A 17,000-nucleotide genomic window follows, 5' to 3' on the forward strand; every position below is an offset into this window, starting at 1 on the left:
TTGTCAATGGTTAGTGTTTGGTGGTTAGTGGTTAGTAGTTAGTGGTAATTCCTCTACCCCTCATACTCCTCATACTCCCCTAGCTACACCATCCGTTTCAAAGTCAGAGCAACATCACTAAGTTGCTCAGTACCTAACTTGGTTTGATTGATCCCAGCAGCAGTTTCTTGCGCCCCCTTGTTAATAATGTCCATTGCTTGGACGACTTGTTGAATGGCGTCCAATTGTTGCTTGAGATTAAGTGAAATTTGTTGATTGTTCACAACCATATAATTAATGGCATCGGCTACTCCAGCAAAGGCTTGATCTGTTTTTTGGGCATTTTCTAGTCCCGTCTTCACTGTCTTGGTGCCTTCTTCTGTTACCATTACTGTTGAATTAATTGCTTTTTGGATCTTGGAAACCAAGACATTAATTTTTTCAGCAGATTTTTGACTTTGGTCGGATAATCGGCGAATTTCATTAGCAACTACAGCAAAGCCTTTTCCATATTCTCCAGCGCGTACTGCTTCCACTGAGGAATTGAGCGCCAACATATTAGTTTGGTTTGCTAAGTCAGAAACAATCTGGGAAATGCTAGCAATTTGATTGGCTTGCTCACTCAGATGCACGATTTGTGCTGCGATCGCTGATACTTTTTTTTCTAGGATGAACATACCTTCGAGGGTTTCCTTGACTGCTTGGCTACCACCTTCTGCGAGTGTCAAAGCTTGCTGTGCAGCGGTAGTGGCGGCTTTGGCTTGTTGAGTCGATTGTCTACAGGAAGCCTCTAATTCATCCATTGTAGTTGTAGTTTCATGGACTGAGGCAGCTTGCTGTCCTGCTATGCGTGCTTGTTGATCCAGACCAGAGAAAGTTTGTTGAATAGAGGCGGATATGATATTGACTAATTGCTTAATCAAATTTACAATTTGGCGTGCGCGAATAAATCCCAATGGTAATACCACAGCCAAAGAAAGAATAATAATCAAGAAGGCGACTAGCTTAAATGAGTTAACAGCAGCAAATACACTTTTGTGGGGAACTTTATTCAAAACTACTAAAAATTCTGGCTGATTTGGGCTGGGGTCTATTCTATCGAATGTAAATAAATACTCCCCATTGTCAATAAACCCTTTTTCCTTATTTAAGATTTCTCGAGTCACTTCTGGGGGAAAATCTTGGTCTAATTTATCTTCTTTTTGGAATTCAAATCCCCATTCTTTTTCCGGGAGAGGGTGGGAAATGTAGTAGCCATTTTGATTGACAATAAACTTCTCTTTACCCTCATATGCATTTTCCTCTTCTGCTTGCTTATTAACTTCCTTAAAAGCATCTATAAATTTTTTGGCAAATACATTAGCGATGACAATTCCCCTTTTTTGACCGCTAGAATCAACTATGGGGGTAGCATATCGAATCACTGGTTTAAAAGGAGTTTCTATTTGACCATTTTCCTGTTTTAGATCTACAGGTGAAACATAAATGCTCCCAGGTGTAAGTTTGATTGTTTCGATAAAATATGGTCTATCGCCTTTGTTTTGAAGTTCTGCTGCGGAGATAATTTTAATATTACCTCCATCCGAATCGACTCGTACTATTTCTTTGCCTTTTTCGTCTATGTATCGAAGTTGCATATAATGGGGTTTGCGTTCCATCATGGCAGCAAATAAGATTTGTAACTGCCCAACCCAAGCATTGTAGGATAAATTAGTTTGTCCATCTGTGCCGTTATTTTCTTTGGCTCGAATAATACCTTGAATAGGTGGAGTTTTGCTCAACAATAAAACATCATCACTCACACCATTGAGAAAAGCATTTATTTTATTAGCTTCTTGTGTTGACTCCGCCTCCATTTTTTCTTTGGCAACTTCTGATAGTATATTGGAGGAAGAATAAATACCATACAAGCCGACAATAAAGACAGGAATAATCGTACTAAAAATGAGTAAAATGATAAATTGATCTTGTAGCTTAAACTGACTAGGTAAGATTTTGAAAAGTTTCTTCAACATGGCTGATTAGTGATAATCAATAGGGAGTTTTGGTGGGTACAGATAGATTTGTTAATGGGTAATGCAATTGGTAGTTTGATTTCCTCTTACTCATTACCAGTTGACAGTGAATTCATAAGTTTTATATCAAGATATATTAATCACTTAATAATCAAAACCTCACCCAGCCCCTCTTTGAACTTGCAAAGAGGAGTACCGAAGGCGGGGTAAGGTTGAACGGGAATTATAAGTAATCATGTGAACTTGATATTACATAGCGGGTAAATATATTGAACAAATGTCAGCAGTATTCATTTATTGTCCCTTATCTGTATAAATGCGAGCACAAAGTTTTACTAGGTTGCTACGTAAACCAAAAAGCACCCTGGAAAATTTTTAGCCACCTTGATTATTGATGCAAAATTTACAGGCAAGAGCACGCATTTAAATTTTTCTGTCTTGGACGACACAATCCACAGAGGCAGATGCGGAAGTAACTCTCAATACCTGTGGCAGTTTGGTACATTCCGCAGATTATACCTCAATCTGAAGAAAAGTTAGCATTCGTGCAACAGTATTAATTTTATGAGTTACGAAATTTAGAATTGATCAGCCTCTATCAAATCTCGTGGAATGCGATCGCTCATGTACAAACAATATAAAATTGCTACACTAGATTCTTCAGTTTTTGAACAGTTTCGTTGAGGTTGATAGTAGCATTTTTGACCAAAGAAATTCCAGTAGCGGTTTCTTTTGCACCCAGATTGATGGCGTTCATCGCTGATACGATCTGTTGTACAGCAATAGCTTGCTGTCTAGCGTTGAGGACAATCTGTTGATTGTTCAGAAATACTTGATTGACAGCATCTGCGATACTTGCGAATGCATCCCCCGTTTCTTGAGCCAGTTTGATCCCTTCACTTGCTTTTTTAGTACCTTCATCAGTCACCATTACCGCAGAGTTAATAGCCACTTGTACTTGATTAACTAAGACACTGATCTGATCAGCTGATTTCCGACTTTGGTCAGCGAGTTTGCGAATCTCATTAGCTACCACTGCAAAGCCTTTACCCTGCTCACCTGCACGCGCTGCTTCGACTTCAGCATTCAAAGCCAACATATTGGTTTGGTTTGCCAATTCTGCTACTAAATCAGAAATTGTAGAGATTTGAGTAGTCTGTTCACTTAAGTGTGTGGTCTGATTAGCGATCGCCATTACCTGATCTCTCAACTGTGAGATACCTGCAATTGCAAGACTAACTATTGTAGTTCCTTCTTCTGCGAGAGTTAATGCTTGCTTTGCTCCACTAGCAGAGGTTTCGGCTTGTTCGGCTGACTGGAGTGCAGAAGTCCCGATCTCATCAACTGTAGTGGTTGTTTGATTCACGGAAGCAGATTGTTGCAAAATGATACGTTCCTGCTCAAACACACTGGTAGCAATATCCCCGGAAGAGGTCGCCACTGCGTAGGCGGCTTCGTTAATTGGCAGCATGATACGGCGGATAACATAAAATGAGATATAAATTCCAGCCCCAACACTAACAAGCCATCCACCCCAGTGAACTATAGTTGATAATTGCTGAAACTGATTTGATGCTGCTTCTGTTTGCTGTAAAAGCCTCTGTTCTTGTTGTTCCATTTCAGCTAGTGTAGCTCTGATGTCATTCATAATTTGCTCTCCTTTGTTGGAAGCTAGCACAGCAAGAATTTCTTGATCTTTTCCTGCTTTTTTCAGAGCAATTGCTTGTTCTAATTCGGAGAATTTTGTTTGAGCTAATTGTATAATTTGGTCAGTTTTTTCGCTCTGAAAAGACGAGTCATTCACTAGCTTTTTCAAATCCTGACTACGCGCTTGAAAATTGCTTTGTAAAGTTGCAAAGCGTTGCAGATAGTTTTCTTTGCCAGTGAGCAAAAATCCACGCTGTCTTGTCTCAGCATCTACTATATCTTTCTCCAACTGCTTTAGCAGTAGCTTAACTTCATATGTATACTCCTCAATTTTGTGTATTTGTTTTAACTTAGCTTTAGAAATTTCAGAAATTGTCGTTACAATACCTGTCAATATGAGGACAATACCAAAACCTATGGGTACAATTTGATTAACTTTCAAAGGGCGTTGCACTTGCTTTTGCATGATTTTTCTTCCTTTCAATTTATGCAAATATGGTTTTTTAGAAAATGAACACCCTGGTTAAACTTTGGTATTTTCTATTAACTGTCTTGAAAATAACAATCTGGAACTAACTTAATCACGTGTGTATATCTGTGTCCATATGTGTTCTTTAAAAAGAATATTCAATAAAGGTTATTGGCAGATGCAAAACATTTTCTAAGATTTATCAGTTTTAATAATTATCAATAACCAATTTTTTGGGACAATTAACATACTTTCATTGTGGTGATGCGATCGCTCTTTACCTAAATTTCTACAGTTGTGTTGCCAAAAAGCCTATGCTCTGATAAATGTACTTAAGTATCTACCGATAGTTTTTTACAATAATACAGAAATCTCCTGGGTGCAATACCGTTAGTACGAACATCTACCTTGGGAGAAAAAATGAATAATCACAATCAAGAGGTTATAGTATGCAACCATTGTGGCTATGATACCAATCCTGTTACAGCTACAAACTGTTTAAAATGCGGTCAACCGCTAGACGTTTTTCCAGCAAAAAAAGTTAATAAATCTACCAAACCAGATTCCAAATTTTTGGGAGAATTGCTGCTCACACCTTGGGCAATTTGGCTTGGTTTTGGTCTGCTGTTTCTGCTGCTTAGTTGGTTAATCTTCTCGATTTTTGGCAATTTTAGCAGTCTGAATAATCCCAATGATACTAGAGTTGTCAATTCCCGCGGTAGCAATCAGAATATCCCCCCTGGTGTTAAACTTTACGATTCGATCAAAGATGTACCGAATGTACCTTCCGGCACATTTAACTATGGTGGTGGTAATACTTTTGCAGCTTTGACTGCTCAAGGCTTTCACGAAGCTATCACTAGATCTCACCCAAATTTTCGCCTCCGCTTCACCGAACCTAGAGACGGTAAATCTGGTGGCAAAAAGGGTGTGGCTATGGTGCTTGATAGCCAACTAAGCTTTACTCTGTACGGAGCATCCCTTGAGGATGAACACTATAACAAAGCTCTACAAAGAGGCTTTCAGATCAAGCAAGTACCAGTGGCTTTAGATATGTTTGTCTTCTTTACCCATAAAGATATCTCTATTCCTGGGCTTTCAATTGATCAACTGCAAGACATATACAAAGGTAAAATAACCAACTGGAAAGAAGTAGGAGGACCGGATTTAGCGATCGCACCTTTCGCAAGAGACCCAAAATCTACTAATTTATTAAACGAGCTTCTCGGAAAAGACGTAGATCAACTCAGTTCTAAGGTACAGTTAGCCCGTGATTACACTGAGATAATTCGTAAGGTTGCTGCAACCCCTGGGGGAATTTCCTTTGGAGGAACTGGACCAATTCTTGGTCAAAAAACAATCCGCCCTCTTGCAATCGCTCAAGCTAATACCAAAGATTATGTGCAACCCTTTATAGATGATAACAAGCAGGTTAATACTACCGCACTGCGCAATGCCTCTTACCCTATGACCCGACGCATGTTTATTGTGTATCGCCTTGATGACACGATCGATCAACTAGCTGGAGAAGCCTACGTCAATATGTTACTAACCAAAGAAGGTCAGCAGATTGTTGAAAAGGCTGGGTTAGTTCCCTTGCGCTGACACACCTTTGGAGTGCTTTGTCAACTATAAATTTGCAAAGACAAACGACTCGCAAACCACCATTTAATAATCATAGTGTGTTGCTTGGCTTCAAAAGAAATTCCCCAGAAATAAACAGATTTAGCTAGATTTAGGTGTAAATTAGGTGATATCTAGAGTTTGGTCAAATTTTTTGCTGTTTAGCCCTGCTGTTGTGGTGGCAAGCTTTGCTGTTTTACCCTCAACAGTTTTAGCTGAAGTATCTACAAATGAACAAGTTCAGCCAGAATTTACGGTCATAGCTGAACTTTCTCCAAATAATCAACCACAACTCAGTTCTGTTTCTCAGTTATCTGATGTACAGCCTACAGATTGGGCGTTCCAAGCGCTACAATCCCTGGTAGAACGATATGGTTGTATTGCTGGCTACCCAAATGGTACGTACCGGGGCAATCGATCCATGACGCGATACGAATTTGCTGCTGGTTTGAATGCTTGTTTAGAGCGAGTGAATGAACTTATTGCTAGCGCTACGAGTGATTTAGTGACGAAAGAGGATTTAGCCACACTGCAAAGACTGCAAGAGGAGTTCTCAGCAGAATTAGCGACACTGCGCGATCGCGTCGATGGGTTAGAAGCGCGCACAGCGGAACTAGAGTCAAATCAATTTTCTACCACTACAAAACTTAATGGTGAAGCGATATTTGTCGTAGCTGGTGTTTTTGGTGACAATGCAGCCGATCAAGATAACGATTCTGATAACAACCCAGATTTGCAAGATAATATTATCTTCGCAGACCGTATGCGTCTGAACTTTGATACCAGCTTTATGGGTAAAGACCGTCTACGAGTCCGGTTGCAAGCCAGAAATATCACCGAATTTCAGGGTAACGTCACAGGTACTAGAATGACCCGTTTAGGTTTTGATGGCAATGAAGATAACGATGTTGAGTTAGATGACTTGTACTATTACTTTCCCTTAGGGGATAAGGTAAGAGTCGCAATTTCTGCTGCGAATACAGAATTGAATCATCTTGTGGAAACCCTAAGTCCCTTTGAAAGTTCTGGTAATGGTAGTATTTCGCGTTTTGGAAGATTTAACCCTATCTACCGAACGGCTGGTAGTACTGGGTTAGTGGTCAATTATCAATTTAGCGATCGCGCCAGTCTCGACTTCGCCTATATGGTTCGCGATCCTGAAGATTCTAGTGGAGAAAACGGACTGTTCAACGGTAACTACGGCGCTGTGGCACAATTCATCTTTGAGCCAATCAATAATTTAAATCTAGGCTTGACTTATGTCCGCTCCTATAATGCAGGAGGTAGTAATAGTGGTGTCAACCTCACAGGTAGTACGGGTAGTACCAATGCAGTCAGACCTTTTGGTAATGTTTCTACCTCAGCAGATTCCTTTGGTCTAGAAACTAGCTGGCGCATCAGTCCTCAATTTACTCTTTCTGGTTGGTTAGCTTATTCATTGGCACGATCAGAAGTCAGCGATGATAGCGCAGATATCCTGAACTACGCTGTAACTTTGGCATTTCCAGACTTAGGAGGAAAAGGTAATTTAGCCGGGATCGTCTTCGGTATGCCACCAAAAGTTATAGAAAGTAGTCTGGTAAAAGATCAAGATACTTCTTTGCACATAGAAGGTTTTTATCGGTTGCAGGTTACAGATAATATTGCCATTACTCCTGGCTTATTTGTGATTACTAATCCAGAACATAATGACAATAACGACACTATATTTGTAGGAACAATTCGGACTACCTTCAAGTTTTAAGTCAGTTTGAGGATTGATCATATCTGTGAATGACTGTAGGTAATAGGTAATAGGAAAAACTAATTATCTATTACCCGAGCAATTAATGCATACTTTCAGCAATCATGAATGCTCCCGTACCACCCAATACCCAAGCAATTAATTTGCGAAGATTGGAAGATTCAATCTTTTTAAGAGTTTTTGCTCCAATATAACTACCTAATAACGTTGTTGGTACAAGTGACAAAAGAAGTGGCCAATGCACTCCCAAAGTCAGCATACTAGCTGTTCCACCAGTAGCTAGAGTCAGAAAATTAATAGCTAAGTTCGTTCCCACTGCTTCCTTTGGCTCCATACCCAAAACTCTAATCATCGCAGGTAATCTGATACTAGCCAATCCTAGACCTACGATACCCGCTAGTAACCCCAAGCCAACTCCAATTCCTATTTCAATTAAGAAACGTTGGTGAGTTGAAAGTTTATCTTCACCTTGATTAGGTTTTTTAGGATTAGCTATCTGAAAGCTTGAGTAAATAAGTACAATTCCGATAACAACTTTTATCCAATCTGCTTGTATCCGAGCAAAGGCAAGTACACTGATAATCGCACCGATTGCTGAGGGAATACCTATTGCACAGACTACCCGATAATTAACACGACCCTCCTTAATGTGATAATAGGTACCAGCACATGCGCCCATAGCAGCAGTAGCTAGATTTGTACCTGTGGCAATACCTATTCCATTAGCAGTTGATTGTAAGGCATATACAATTAAAGGAAGCCGAATCTGACCTAACATCAAGCCTACAGAAGCACCAAAAAAGCTTAAAACAAAGGAAACAATTCCAAGAATAATGATGATTGAATAATTATTGGCACTAAACATTGATACACCCGATTTATATTGAATATTCTTAATAGGCTTAATGAAGATTAAAATTTGTGCAAATTCATGAATCACAGGTAATAATAGTGCTTGAGTATTCAAGCACTATTACTAATCAATTTTTAATTGCTTTCACTACTTAACGGCTTAGATTTTGGTATAAAACCAAGCTGAAAATAATGAGAATATTCGGAAACTCCGTTAAAGTGTAATCTATTTAGTTTGCGAAATTCATTTTCTGGGAAAGATGTTCTTCCGTGTAGAACACTCGCATTATCAAGTATAATAATTTGATGAGGTTGAAGTTGAAAAATTAATTGATTATTAGTATCGTTGACATAGTTTTTAATCAGATTGTAAGCCCTTTCTACTTGTGGTGGAATCGCAACTGAGATGATTGCATCTGCCCTAAAACACATGAACATTCTGTCTTCGTACTCTGTAAATATTGCTCGTTTACCTGTTTGATCTCCTCTGGTTATAGTCAATGGATAATTGAACAAATTCTGTAATTCTTCAGGATAGTTATTTCTTAAATATTCATAGACAGTTTCAGCATAAATGATTTGAGATAGTCCTCCTGTTTTAGAGGGAACTTCACACTGCATAGCAACAATTTTAGGAGGTTCCATTTCAAAAGAGCCGTCTGTATGCATGAAATGGGTTATATTACTTGTAGCTACGTAAGTTTTAGCAAGGGAAGAGTCGCGTAAGTTTTCAATTGTACTAATACCGTTAGGAGCAGAAAGCCTATGTTTCTTGATGGAGCCAAAATACTTTTGTAAAGCTAACAAGTTTTCTTGCAGATTCGGGATTGGTTCACATTCCAAAATGACAAATTTAAACTTATTAAATATTTCAAACAACCTTTGTAAATCTGAATTGGAAATTTCTGCAACTTTGCTAATTTTTATTGTTAACTGGTTAAGATCGAGTTTAGTAGCATCAAGAATTTCTTCGTTGTGTAAATTTACGTCCAATTTGTACTGGTCTGCGTTGATATTATTTGTGAGCATTCTTAGATCTCCTTGTTTAGATGCACTTGTTTAGATTTCAGAATGAAATTACCTTCACAACACAAATGGATAAATCTTAGCAGTATGCTTGCAAATTAGAATTCTGGTTAAAAGTCAGGACTTAAGATTGTTGATTCTCTGCATAAATAGTCATTTTGTTGTTGCTTTTATTGGAACTAAAATCCGTAGCAGTGAAAATAAATAAGCGAATTCATAAGCTTGGATTTTGCACCAAATTGATTATCCATCAGGAAATAAATTCTCACCCCTCAAGCGTATAATTCCTATAATTCAATAAATAAATTTCTTGATAATATTTGGTCACTCAGTATTAATTTAAAAGTCCTTGATTTAGCGATCAAAACCCATAAAAATAATGTGGCTTTATCGCACATATCCTTGCTTAGTACAGTTTTATACTTAAATCGGTGCAAGCTTTAACCTTAGAGAAAGTTTACAGGTATATATTTTCGGAGTTAGCCGACTCCCAGGTATAAAAATTCAAGCTTTACTTTTTCGGAATCAATAGCTTTTAATTCTTCTTTTCATGAAGTCTTGCTATCCACAACGTAAACTTCTACAGACTTAGGAAGTTATTCTCGAATATGAAAGTCTTGTGGATAATATATGGGAGCAAATGCTAATATGGTTAAACACTATTTAGGTCAGAAATAACCAATAGTTCAGGTAACCAATATTATAGTTGCAAAAAAAGTAGTATGTGCGCACCAAATCTTTTTCTGTTCCAGAACTAGCATTCACTAGTCGTGCAAGCACACTTTTAATAACAGTCGTGGGCATTATCACATCCTCCCGCTGTTTTGCATCCCCTGAATTAAGTTTAGAAACTTTTCTTCGTTCTACCCACAACCTAGTTCAATAAATTGTGCATTTTCAAAACCTTACACTTTGGCTTGGGCATGAGTAGTAGAAAAGAGTATTATTTTTCTTCCTCTAAAACTATAGACTGATCAAGCAAATAAAGCAATACATTAATCTCTAAAAGAGTTATTTAGATAAATTACATAATACTGACATTTTTAAATATTTATTTTATCTATCACCTGTTGAGTAAAATGAGAATTCACGACCGCTTACACATCACTCTCAAATTTACTACCACCAAAAGGGAGATTAATTGAGGCGAAATGCCAACACAGAAGTCAAAACAACTATCTCAACAAACCGAAATCGGCTGGTCTTTGGATCAGCGAGATCCAGAATTTATCAAATTTTTGATGCCTTTTTGGGAGTGGCTGTATAAATACTATTTTCGAGTCCAGACTAGTGGCTGGGAAAATATACCCAGCAACGAAAAAGTTTTATTCGTAGGTTCCCATAATGGCGGACTCGCTGCTCCCGACACCCATATGATGGTCTACGACTGGTTTAAACGCTTCGGTGTGGAAAAACCAATCTACGGTTTGATGCATCCCACGGTTTGGAAAGAGTTCCCCACTGTAGCACAAGCTGCTGCTAAAGTTGGAGCCATCATTGCTCATCCGAAAATGGCGATCGCAGCTTTGCGTTCCGGAGCCAGCGTACTCGTCTATCCTGGTGGCGCAGAAGATCTGTTTCGACCTTATTCTTTGCGTAATCAAATCTACTTTGCTGAACGCCAAGGCTTTATCAAACTAGCACTACGAGAAAAAGTGCCCATAGTACCACTCATTTCTACTGGCGCTCATGAGACACTGATTGTTCTGGCTGAGCGTTACGACTTAGCCCAGCAATTACATCAATGGGGAATCCCTTGGCTATTTGGGATCGACCCGGTTGTCTTTCCCATTTATTTAGGTTTACCCTGGGGATTGTCGTTAGGACCTTTACCTAATATTCCTTTACCAGTACCCATCCGCACACGAGTTTGTCCACCAATAGTTTTTGAACACTATGGTAGAGAAGCAGCGTGCGATCGCGATTATGTCAACGCTTGCTACGAACTTGTCCGTGGTCAAATGCAGCAAGAGTTGGATAATTTGGTTAAGCAGTAATTAAGTGATAGTAGACTTCTTGAACATTGAAAGCGATCGCCTGTAGTTGCATTCATTGTCGGGCGATCGCAAAATTTATCTTGAGTTTGGCTATCCGGTAATTCGGGGATTTTATCTGGGCTGTTGGACTGGCTGTTGGACTGGTTGAGAAGTTTGTAAAGGGTTGAATAAAGAGTTAACCGCATTCTGGGGTAACTTAATTAATGGATCAGCTAAAAAACCAAGGCTAGAGCTAAAAGAAGATACTAATTGATTTAATTGCCCAGCAGATAAATTTTTAGCTGCTTGCTGAATACCAATACCGATTTTATCCAAAGCAAAGGCAGCAACTAAGCGCACAGCTTGACTGGGGTCTGTCAAACTAGTGAGTAAAGCAGGAGCTGCACCTTTAGCTTGATCGCCAAGACAGCCGAGAGTTGCACCAGCAAAAAAGCGAACCAGTTCGTCTTTATCTTGCAAACCTCCAATCAGTGCAGGTAGAACAGATGTTGGATTGGACACAAAACATCTACCTGCATTTGATTGGACTTTGGGCTGAGCATTCACTTGAGCCTGTGGTTGAACCTGTGGTTGGACGTTTGGTTGACCTAGTTGTTGCACCTGCTGTTGTAGCTGTGGATTTTGATTTTGCAAGGCTTGAAGAATACCGGGAACCGCAGCAGCAGCATCTGAGCGTATTTGTGGATTATTGCCCTGTAACCCTTGAATTAAAATAGGTATTGCAGAACTTGCATCAAAGCCTGCTGGCGCTTGTTTGCCTTGTAACACCTGAATTAACACTGGTACAGCCGCAGCACCAAGATTAGCACTAGGTTGAGAATTACCCTTGAGGGGTACAGTTACTCTAATATCTTGTCCATTCGCCTGCTGCGCCCAGCTAGCACTGGTGATCAATAACGGTGAAGACAAACACAATAAGCCAACTGTTGCTTGGGAGATCATCGCATTCCAACGAACTCGAATCGGGAATTTTGAATGAAGAGATTTAATCATGGGTGTAGGTAAATAGGTTCATTTGCCAGATGAATACATCAGTGATGATCACGATTACGAAAATCACCCAAGATATAACCAAAAATTTTTAGTGCAAGACAACAAACACAGATAAATCATCCGTGTGCATCGCCTTGCACGGTGTTCGTTGATCTAAAAAAATAAATTCTTGCGAATCTTCCACTTAACTTTACACAGTTTTACAAAATTATTGCGTAAAAAAATCTCCCAGAAGTGTAGCAATATAAAGAAGCAACTATAAATAATGCTATAAAAATGAGACTAAAATTATCAGGTCAAGTATTGACAGGGGTTGTAGGGTTCTGTGGAATTGCTATATTGACTTTGACCGCATCTGTAGTACCTGCTAATGCTAAACAGATAACCAGCCCCAGAATAGAACAAGCTGCAACCACCAAAGCAGATGACTTTTACAATCAGGGAGTCAATAAGTATAATCAAGGAGATTTAGAAGGTGCGATCGCAGCTTTTTCCGCAGCCATTGGACTTGATCCTAATGATGCGATCGCTTATGTGAACCGGGGCTATACCCGCTACGATTTAGGAGACAAACAAGGAGCAATAGAGGACTTTACCGCAGCAATTCGCCTCAACCCTCGTGATCCTGTCGCCTATGTCAATCGCGGATACAGCCGTTATGACTTGGGAAACAGCCAAAGCGCCATACAGGACTATAACAGAGCTATTAATCTTGATCCTAATTATGCTCTTGCCTACTACAACCGAGGTCTTGCCCGCAATGATTTAGGAGACAAAAAAGGAGCTCTAGAAGACTATAGCACAGCAATTCGTCTTAACCCAAATGATGCTCTTGCCTATGTGGGTCGAGGGAATGTCCGTGATGAGCAGGGAGATCACAAGGGAGCGATCGAAGACTATAATCAAGCAGTGCGTCTCAATCCCAATGAAGCTTTTGCTTATTACAACCGGGGTGTAACTCGTTATAATCAGGCAGACTACTTTGGGGCAATAGAGGACTTTGAAAAAGCCGCAGACCTATTTTTACGACAAGGAAATACTACACAGTATCAACAAGTTTTAGAACTGCTTACTAAAATTGAACACCAGACAGGTGAAACTTTGGTTTCTATTTGATAGATAAATAACCCAGAGGATCGCAAAGGAAACGCAACCAGACGCAGAGTTTTTTCACCACGAATTGCTGAACTCTATAATTCTCTTATACTAATTCCGGCTAATTGGTCATGATATAAAGCTGGGGTATTGCGTGTAGTAATATCCCAATTACCCATTACCAATTACCAATTACCGACCCCAAGGAATAATACAAGTGTTCCAGCGGGATATTATTTTTCTATTGCAACACTGTCTTTTTTAGAGTAACACTCCCTTGTTGCGTATACGCTAATGATACTGTCACCAATTATAAAAAATGTACCTTCTTGCTCGTCTTTAGAAAACTGCAAATGCGGATATTTTTGAGTCAGTTCTTCCACGGTCATAGCCTTAGTTCTTTGATAATTTGCTTGTAGATGCTTGAGATTGACAATAATATGATTGCGATGTGCTTCTAAAATTGTGAGCAGTTCTAACAAAGATATTGTGTTATTATCTTGAGAAGACATAATATGATTTTTGGCAGATTTTTTTGCCATGACTAACCTACCCTGGTTTATTTAAATATGAATTTTAATAAGATGTGAGTGCTTAATACCAATTTGCACTTAACATCAAAAACGAACCACCAAGACGCCAAGAACGCCAAGGATTGAGTTTTTCAATTAAGAGAAAAAATAAAATCATCCTGCAAATATGCAACACAATTTGCAGTGTGTGTTCATTGACTACAAATATTAAATATAGTCCTGTAATGGGGTAGCCACGTCCCCCATTTTCTCTACACTCTCAGCTTCTGTGCAGTTAAAATCTTGAAGAAAGCAGAGCTTTCACTAACCAATATGTCCAAAAACATAATCGGCTGTCCGTTCCTGCTTTGGACTACTAAAAACACTCTGTGTCGCCCCAAATTCTACTAATTCACCCAAGTACATAAAAGCTGTGTAGTCAGAGATTCGTGCTGCTTGCTGCATACTGTGAGTGACGATGAGAATTGTTACTTGTTGCTTTAACTGACCAATTAACTGTTCTATGCTAGAAGTTGCATTGGGATCGAGAGCAGAAGTTGGTTCATCAAAAAGAATCAGTTCTGGATTTGTTGCTAAAGCGCGAGCGATACACAAGCGCTGCTGCTGACCCCCTGAAAGGTTAAAAGCCATGTCCTTCAAACGGTCTTTGACTTCATCCCACAAAGCAGCATCCTGGAGGGCTTGCTCTACTCTTTCATCAATAATGCTTTGTTTTGATATACCCCTGACTCGCAAACCATAGGCGACATTTTCATAAATTGACTTAGGGAAGGGATTTGGTCTTTGAAATACCATACCAATCCGCATCCGCAACTCAATTGGGTCTACCTTCCGACTCAGAATATTAGTAGGAGCAGAGTCTAGTAAGATTGATCCTTCGTAGCGATTACCTGGATAGAGGTCATGCAGACGATTGAAACAGCGTAACAAGGTTGTTTTACCACAGCCAGATGGTCCAATCAATGCAGTAACTACATTCTTAGCTACAACCATGTTGACATCCTTTAACACATGGGTAGAACCGTAGTAGAAATTGAGCTGTTCGACCTTGGCTTTGGGTTGCAACGTTTGTAATTTATTGTTGCTTTCTACCATTTAATACCTCTACGAAAACGATAGCGTAAATAGATAGCAATTCCATTCATGACCAGAGTCATGGCAATGAGTATGACGCCTGCTGCGGCTGCATTAAATTGAAATTCTGGCTCAGGACGGGATACCCAGTTGAACATTTGGATGGGCATTACTGTAAAAGGCGCTTGCAACCATTTAAGGGAGATAAAAGGAAACTGGCTTTTTATGGGAGGCTCTGGTAAAAAGGCGATAAAAGTGAGAGCGCCAATCGTGATCAGGGGAGCAGTTTCGCCGATCGCTCTGGCTAGGGCGATAATCACTCCTGTTAAAATGCCACTCATGGAATAGGGTAATGTATGATCCCAGATCATTTGCCATTTGGTTGTTCCCAATGCATAGGCTGCTTCGCGAATACTATTGGGAATAGCTCGCAGAGACTCGCGGGTTGTAACTATAACAACTGGCAATACTAATAAAGCTAGAGTTAAACCTGCTGTGAGAATACTTTCGCCCAATTTTAACTGCTCTGCAAATAAGCCTAGTGCCAATAGACCGTAGATAATTGAAGGTACACCGGCAAGGTTAGTTACATTAACTTCAATGAGTGCAGACAACCAGTTTTTCGGTGCGTATTCTTCCAAGTAAATCCCTGAGGCGACACCGAGTGGGACTGCAGCCACAAGAGTTACCAGCATAACTAGGCTTGTTCCTACCCAAGCAGATAGGATTCCAGCTTCTTCGGGATCACGACCAGGAAAAGAAGTAAAAAATTGCCAGTTCAGACGGGGTGTGCCATCTAGTGCTAAACGAATGATTAATGCTAACAGAGTAATAATTGCTACGAGAATTGTTAACAAGCCAATAATAGCAAATATAGCATCTAGCAATTTGCGCCAAGAAATATTAGCTCGGAGTTCCTGTAGATTTTCTCCTGACATACTAGTAAATTTCCCGATAGCGTTTGCTCAGAAAGTATCCAATGATATTGAAAACTAGTGTCATCAACACTAAAGTCAGTCCGGCGGCGAATATTGTTTGATACTCAAGGCTACCATATGGTAAGTCTCCTAAGCTAACCTGCACAATGTAAGCGGTGATTGTGGCTGCTTCATCCATTGGGTTCCAGGTTAAATTTGGTTGGAGTCCCGCGGCGATCGCAACGATCATTGTTTCCCCAACCGCACGAGATATACCTAAAATATAGGCTGCAAATATTCCAGAAATGGCAGATGGATATACTACTCGCCAAGCTGTTTGCAAGCGTGTTGCCCCCATCGCATAGGAACCTTCTCGTATGTGCAGAGGAACTGACCGCATTGCGTCTTCACTAATAGAACTAACTAAAGGCAGAATCATTATACCCATGACCAATCCGGCGCTCAACATATTAAACCCAGGTAAGTCAGGTAGAACTGTTTGCAAAAGTGGGGTAACGAATAAAAGCGCAAAATAGCCGTAAACTACTGTCGGAATACCTGCTAACAATTCTAAAAAAGGCTTAACCACCTCTCGCAGTCTGGGATTAGCAAATTCACTGAGATACATCGCCGTGATTGTGCCCATTGGTACTGATACTAACAAAGCAATGGTGGTTGTTACCAAAGTTCCAGAAACTAGGGGCAAAATCCCGTAGTGGGCGTCAGCAAACAAAGGCGACCATTGAGTATCTGTGAGAAATTCCTTAAGAGAAACTTTGCCAAAGAATTCTACAGATTCGTATACCAACAGAACAATAATGGCAATAGTTGTGGCTACTGAAGAAAAAGCTGCAAGAAATAACAGGAACTCTATCACCCGTTCTCGCAAATCCCTTACTAACTTTGGGGATATAGAAACATTTTTTAGCGTTTCAGTTTGCTGCTGCATGGAAAACAATATTTTGCATTTAACTGCTTGTAGAGACGCGATTTATCGCGTCTCTATATATTTTTAGATATTTAACTCACGGCAAAA

General features: G+C 39.7%; 13 protein-coding genes. 4 read left to right on the plus strand and 9 right to left on the minus strand.

Going from position 1 to position 17,000, the window contains the following annotated elements; translation table 11 throughout:
* Positions 1 to 83: 83 nt before the first annotated feature.
* Complete coding sequence (locus UYK_RS0100835) at positions 84 to 1,994, minus strand: methyl-accepting chemotaxis protein (RefSeq protein ID WP_009455198.1); 1,911 nt, start codon at positions 1,992 to 1,994, stop codon at positions 84 to 86.
* A gap of 646 nt (positions 1,995 to 2,640) precedes the next feature.
* Positions 2,641 to 4,107, minus strand: coding sequence for a methyl-accepting chemotaxis protein (locus UYK_RS0100840; RefSeq protein WP_009455199.1), 1,467 nt, complete (start codon positions 4,105 to 4,107; stop codon positions 2,641 to 2,643).
* Positions 4,108 to 4,530: 423 nt separating this feature from the next.
* Between UYK_RS0100840 and UYK_RS0100845 the strand changes: the two genes are divergently transcribed.
* Both UYK_RS0100845 and UYK_RS0100850 read left to right on the plus strand, forming a co-directional pair.
* Entirely contained in the window at positions 4,531 to 5,715 is a 1,185-nt protein-coding gene (locus UYK_RS0100845) for a PstS family phosphate ABC transporter substrate-binding protein (RefSeq protein WP_009455200.1), read from the plus strand.
* A gap of 145 nt (positions 5,716 to 5,860) precedes the next feature.
* A complete protein-coding gene (locus tag UYK_RS0100850) occupies positions 5,861 to 7,477 on the plus strand; it encodes an iron uptake porin (protein ID WP_009455201.1) in 1,617 nt (538 codons plus the stop codon).
* 82 nt (positions 7,478 to 7,559) lie between these two features.
* Here the strand turns inward: UYK_RS0100850 and UYK_RS0100855 are convergent, their stop codons facing one another.
* The gene (locus tag UYK_RS0100855) at positions 7,560 to 8,444 is read right to left on the minus strand and encodes a sulfite exporter TauE/SafE family protein (protein WP_016870725.1); all 885 of its coding nucleotides are present in this window, start codon (positions 8,442 to 8,444) and stop codon (positions 7,560 to 7,562) included.
* 20 nt (positions 8,445 to 8,464) lie between these two features.
* The gene (locus UYK_RS0100860; protein WP_016870726.1) at positions 8,465 to 9,358 is read right to left on the minus strand and encodes a TauD/TfdA family dioxygenase; all 894 of its coding nucleotides are present in this window, start codon (positions 9,356 to 9,358) and stop codon (positions 8,465 to 8,467) included.
* 1,148 nt (positions 9,359 to 10,506) lie between these two features.
* On the opposite strand from UYK_RS0100860, the gene UYK_RS0100870 reads away from it, so the two are divergent.
* Entirely contained in the window at positions 10,507 to 11,352 is an 846-nt protein-coding gene (locus UYK_RS0100870; RefSeq protein ID WP_009455205.1) for a lysophospholipid acyltransferase family protein, read from the plus strand.
* A 111-nt stretch (positions 11,353 to 11,463) separates the two neighbouring features.
* Here UYK_RS0100870 and UYK_RS0100875 read toward each other — a convergent pair whose 3' ends face one another.
* Positions 11,464 to 12,345 (minus strand): HEAT repeat domain-containing protein, encoded by an 882-nt coding sequence (locus UYK_RS0100875; protein ID WP_009455206.1) that lies wholly within the window; start codon positions 12,343 to 12,345, stop codon positions 11,464 to 11,466.
* 276 nt (positions 12,346 to 12,621) lie between these two features.
* Between UYK_RS0100875 and UYK_RS0100880 the strand changes: the two genes are divergently transcribed.
* Positions 12,622 to 13,461, plus strand: a complete 840-nt coding sequence (locus UYK_RS0100880; protein WP_009455207.1) for a tetratricopeptide repeat protein — start codon at positions 12,622 to 12,624, stop codon at positions 13,459 to 13,461.
* A 212-nt stretch (positions 13,462 to 13,673) separates the two neighbouring features.
* Here the strand turns inward: UYK_RS0100880 and UYK_RS0100885 are convergent, their stop codons facing one another.
* The 4 genes from UYK_RS0100885 to pstC form a co-directional block, all read right to left on the minus strand.
* A complete protein-coding gene (locus UYK_RS0100885; RefSeq protein WP_009455208.1) occupies positions 13,674 to 13,982 on the minus strand; it encodes a hypothetical protein in 309 nt (102 codons plus the stop codon).
* A gap of 294 nt (positions 13,983 to 14,276) precedes the next feature.
* On the minus strand, positions 14,277 to 15,068 hold the full coding sequence (gene pstB, locus UYK_RS0100895) for a phosphate ABC transporter ATP-binding protein PstB (RefSeq protein WP_009455209.1): 792 nt from the start codon (positions 15,066 to 15,068) through the stop codon (positions 14,277 to 14,279).
* Entirely contained in the window at positions 15,062 to 15,985 is a 924-nt protein-coding gene (gene pstA / locus UYK_RS0100900; RefSeq protein ID WP_009455210.1) for a phosphate ABC transporter permease PstA, read from the minus strand. The genes pstB and pstA overlap by 7 nt, the downstream gene beginning before the upstream one ends.
* 1 nt (position 15,986) lies before the next feature.
* A complete protein-coding gene (gene pstC / locus UYK_RS0100905) occupies positions 15,987 to 16,913 on the minus strand; it encodes a phosphate ABC transporter permease subunit PstC (protein ID WP_009455211.1) in 927 nt (308 codons plus the stop codon).
* Between the last annotated feature and the right edge of the window lie 87 nt (positions 16,914 to 17,000).

This window comes from Fischerella thermalis PCC 7521, from assembly GCF_000317225.1.
Classification (GTDB): Bacteria; Cyanobacteriota; Cyanobacteriia; order Cyanobacteriales; family Nostocaceae; genus Fischerella; species Fischerella thermalis.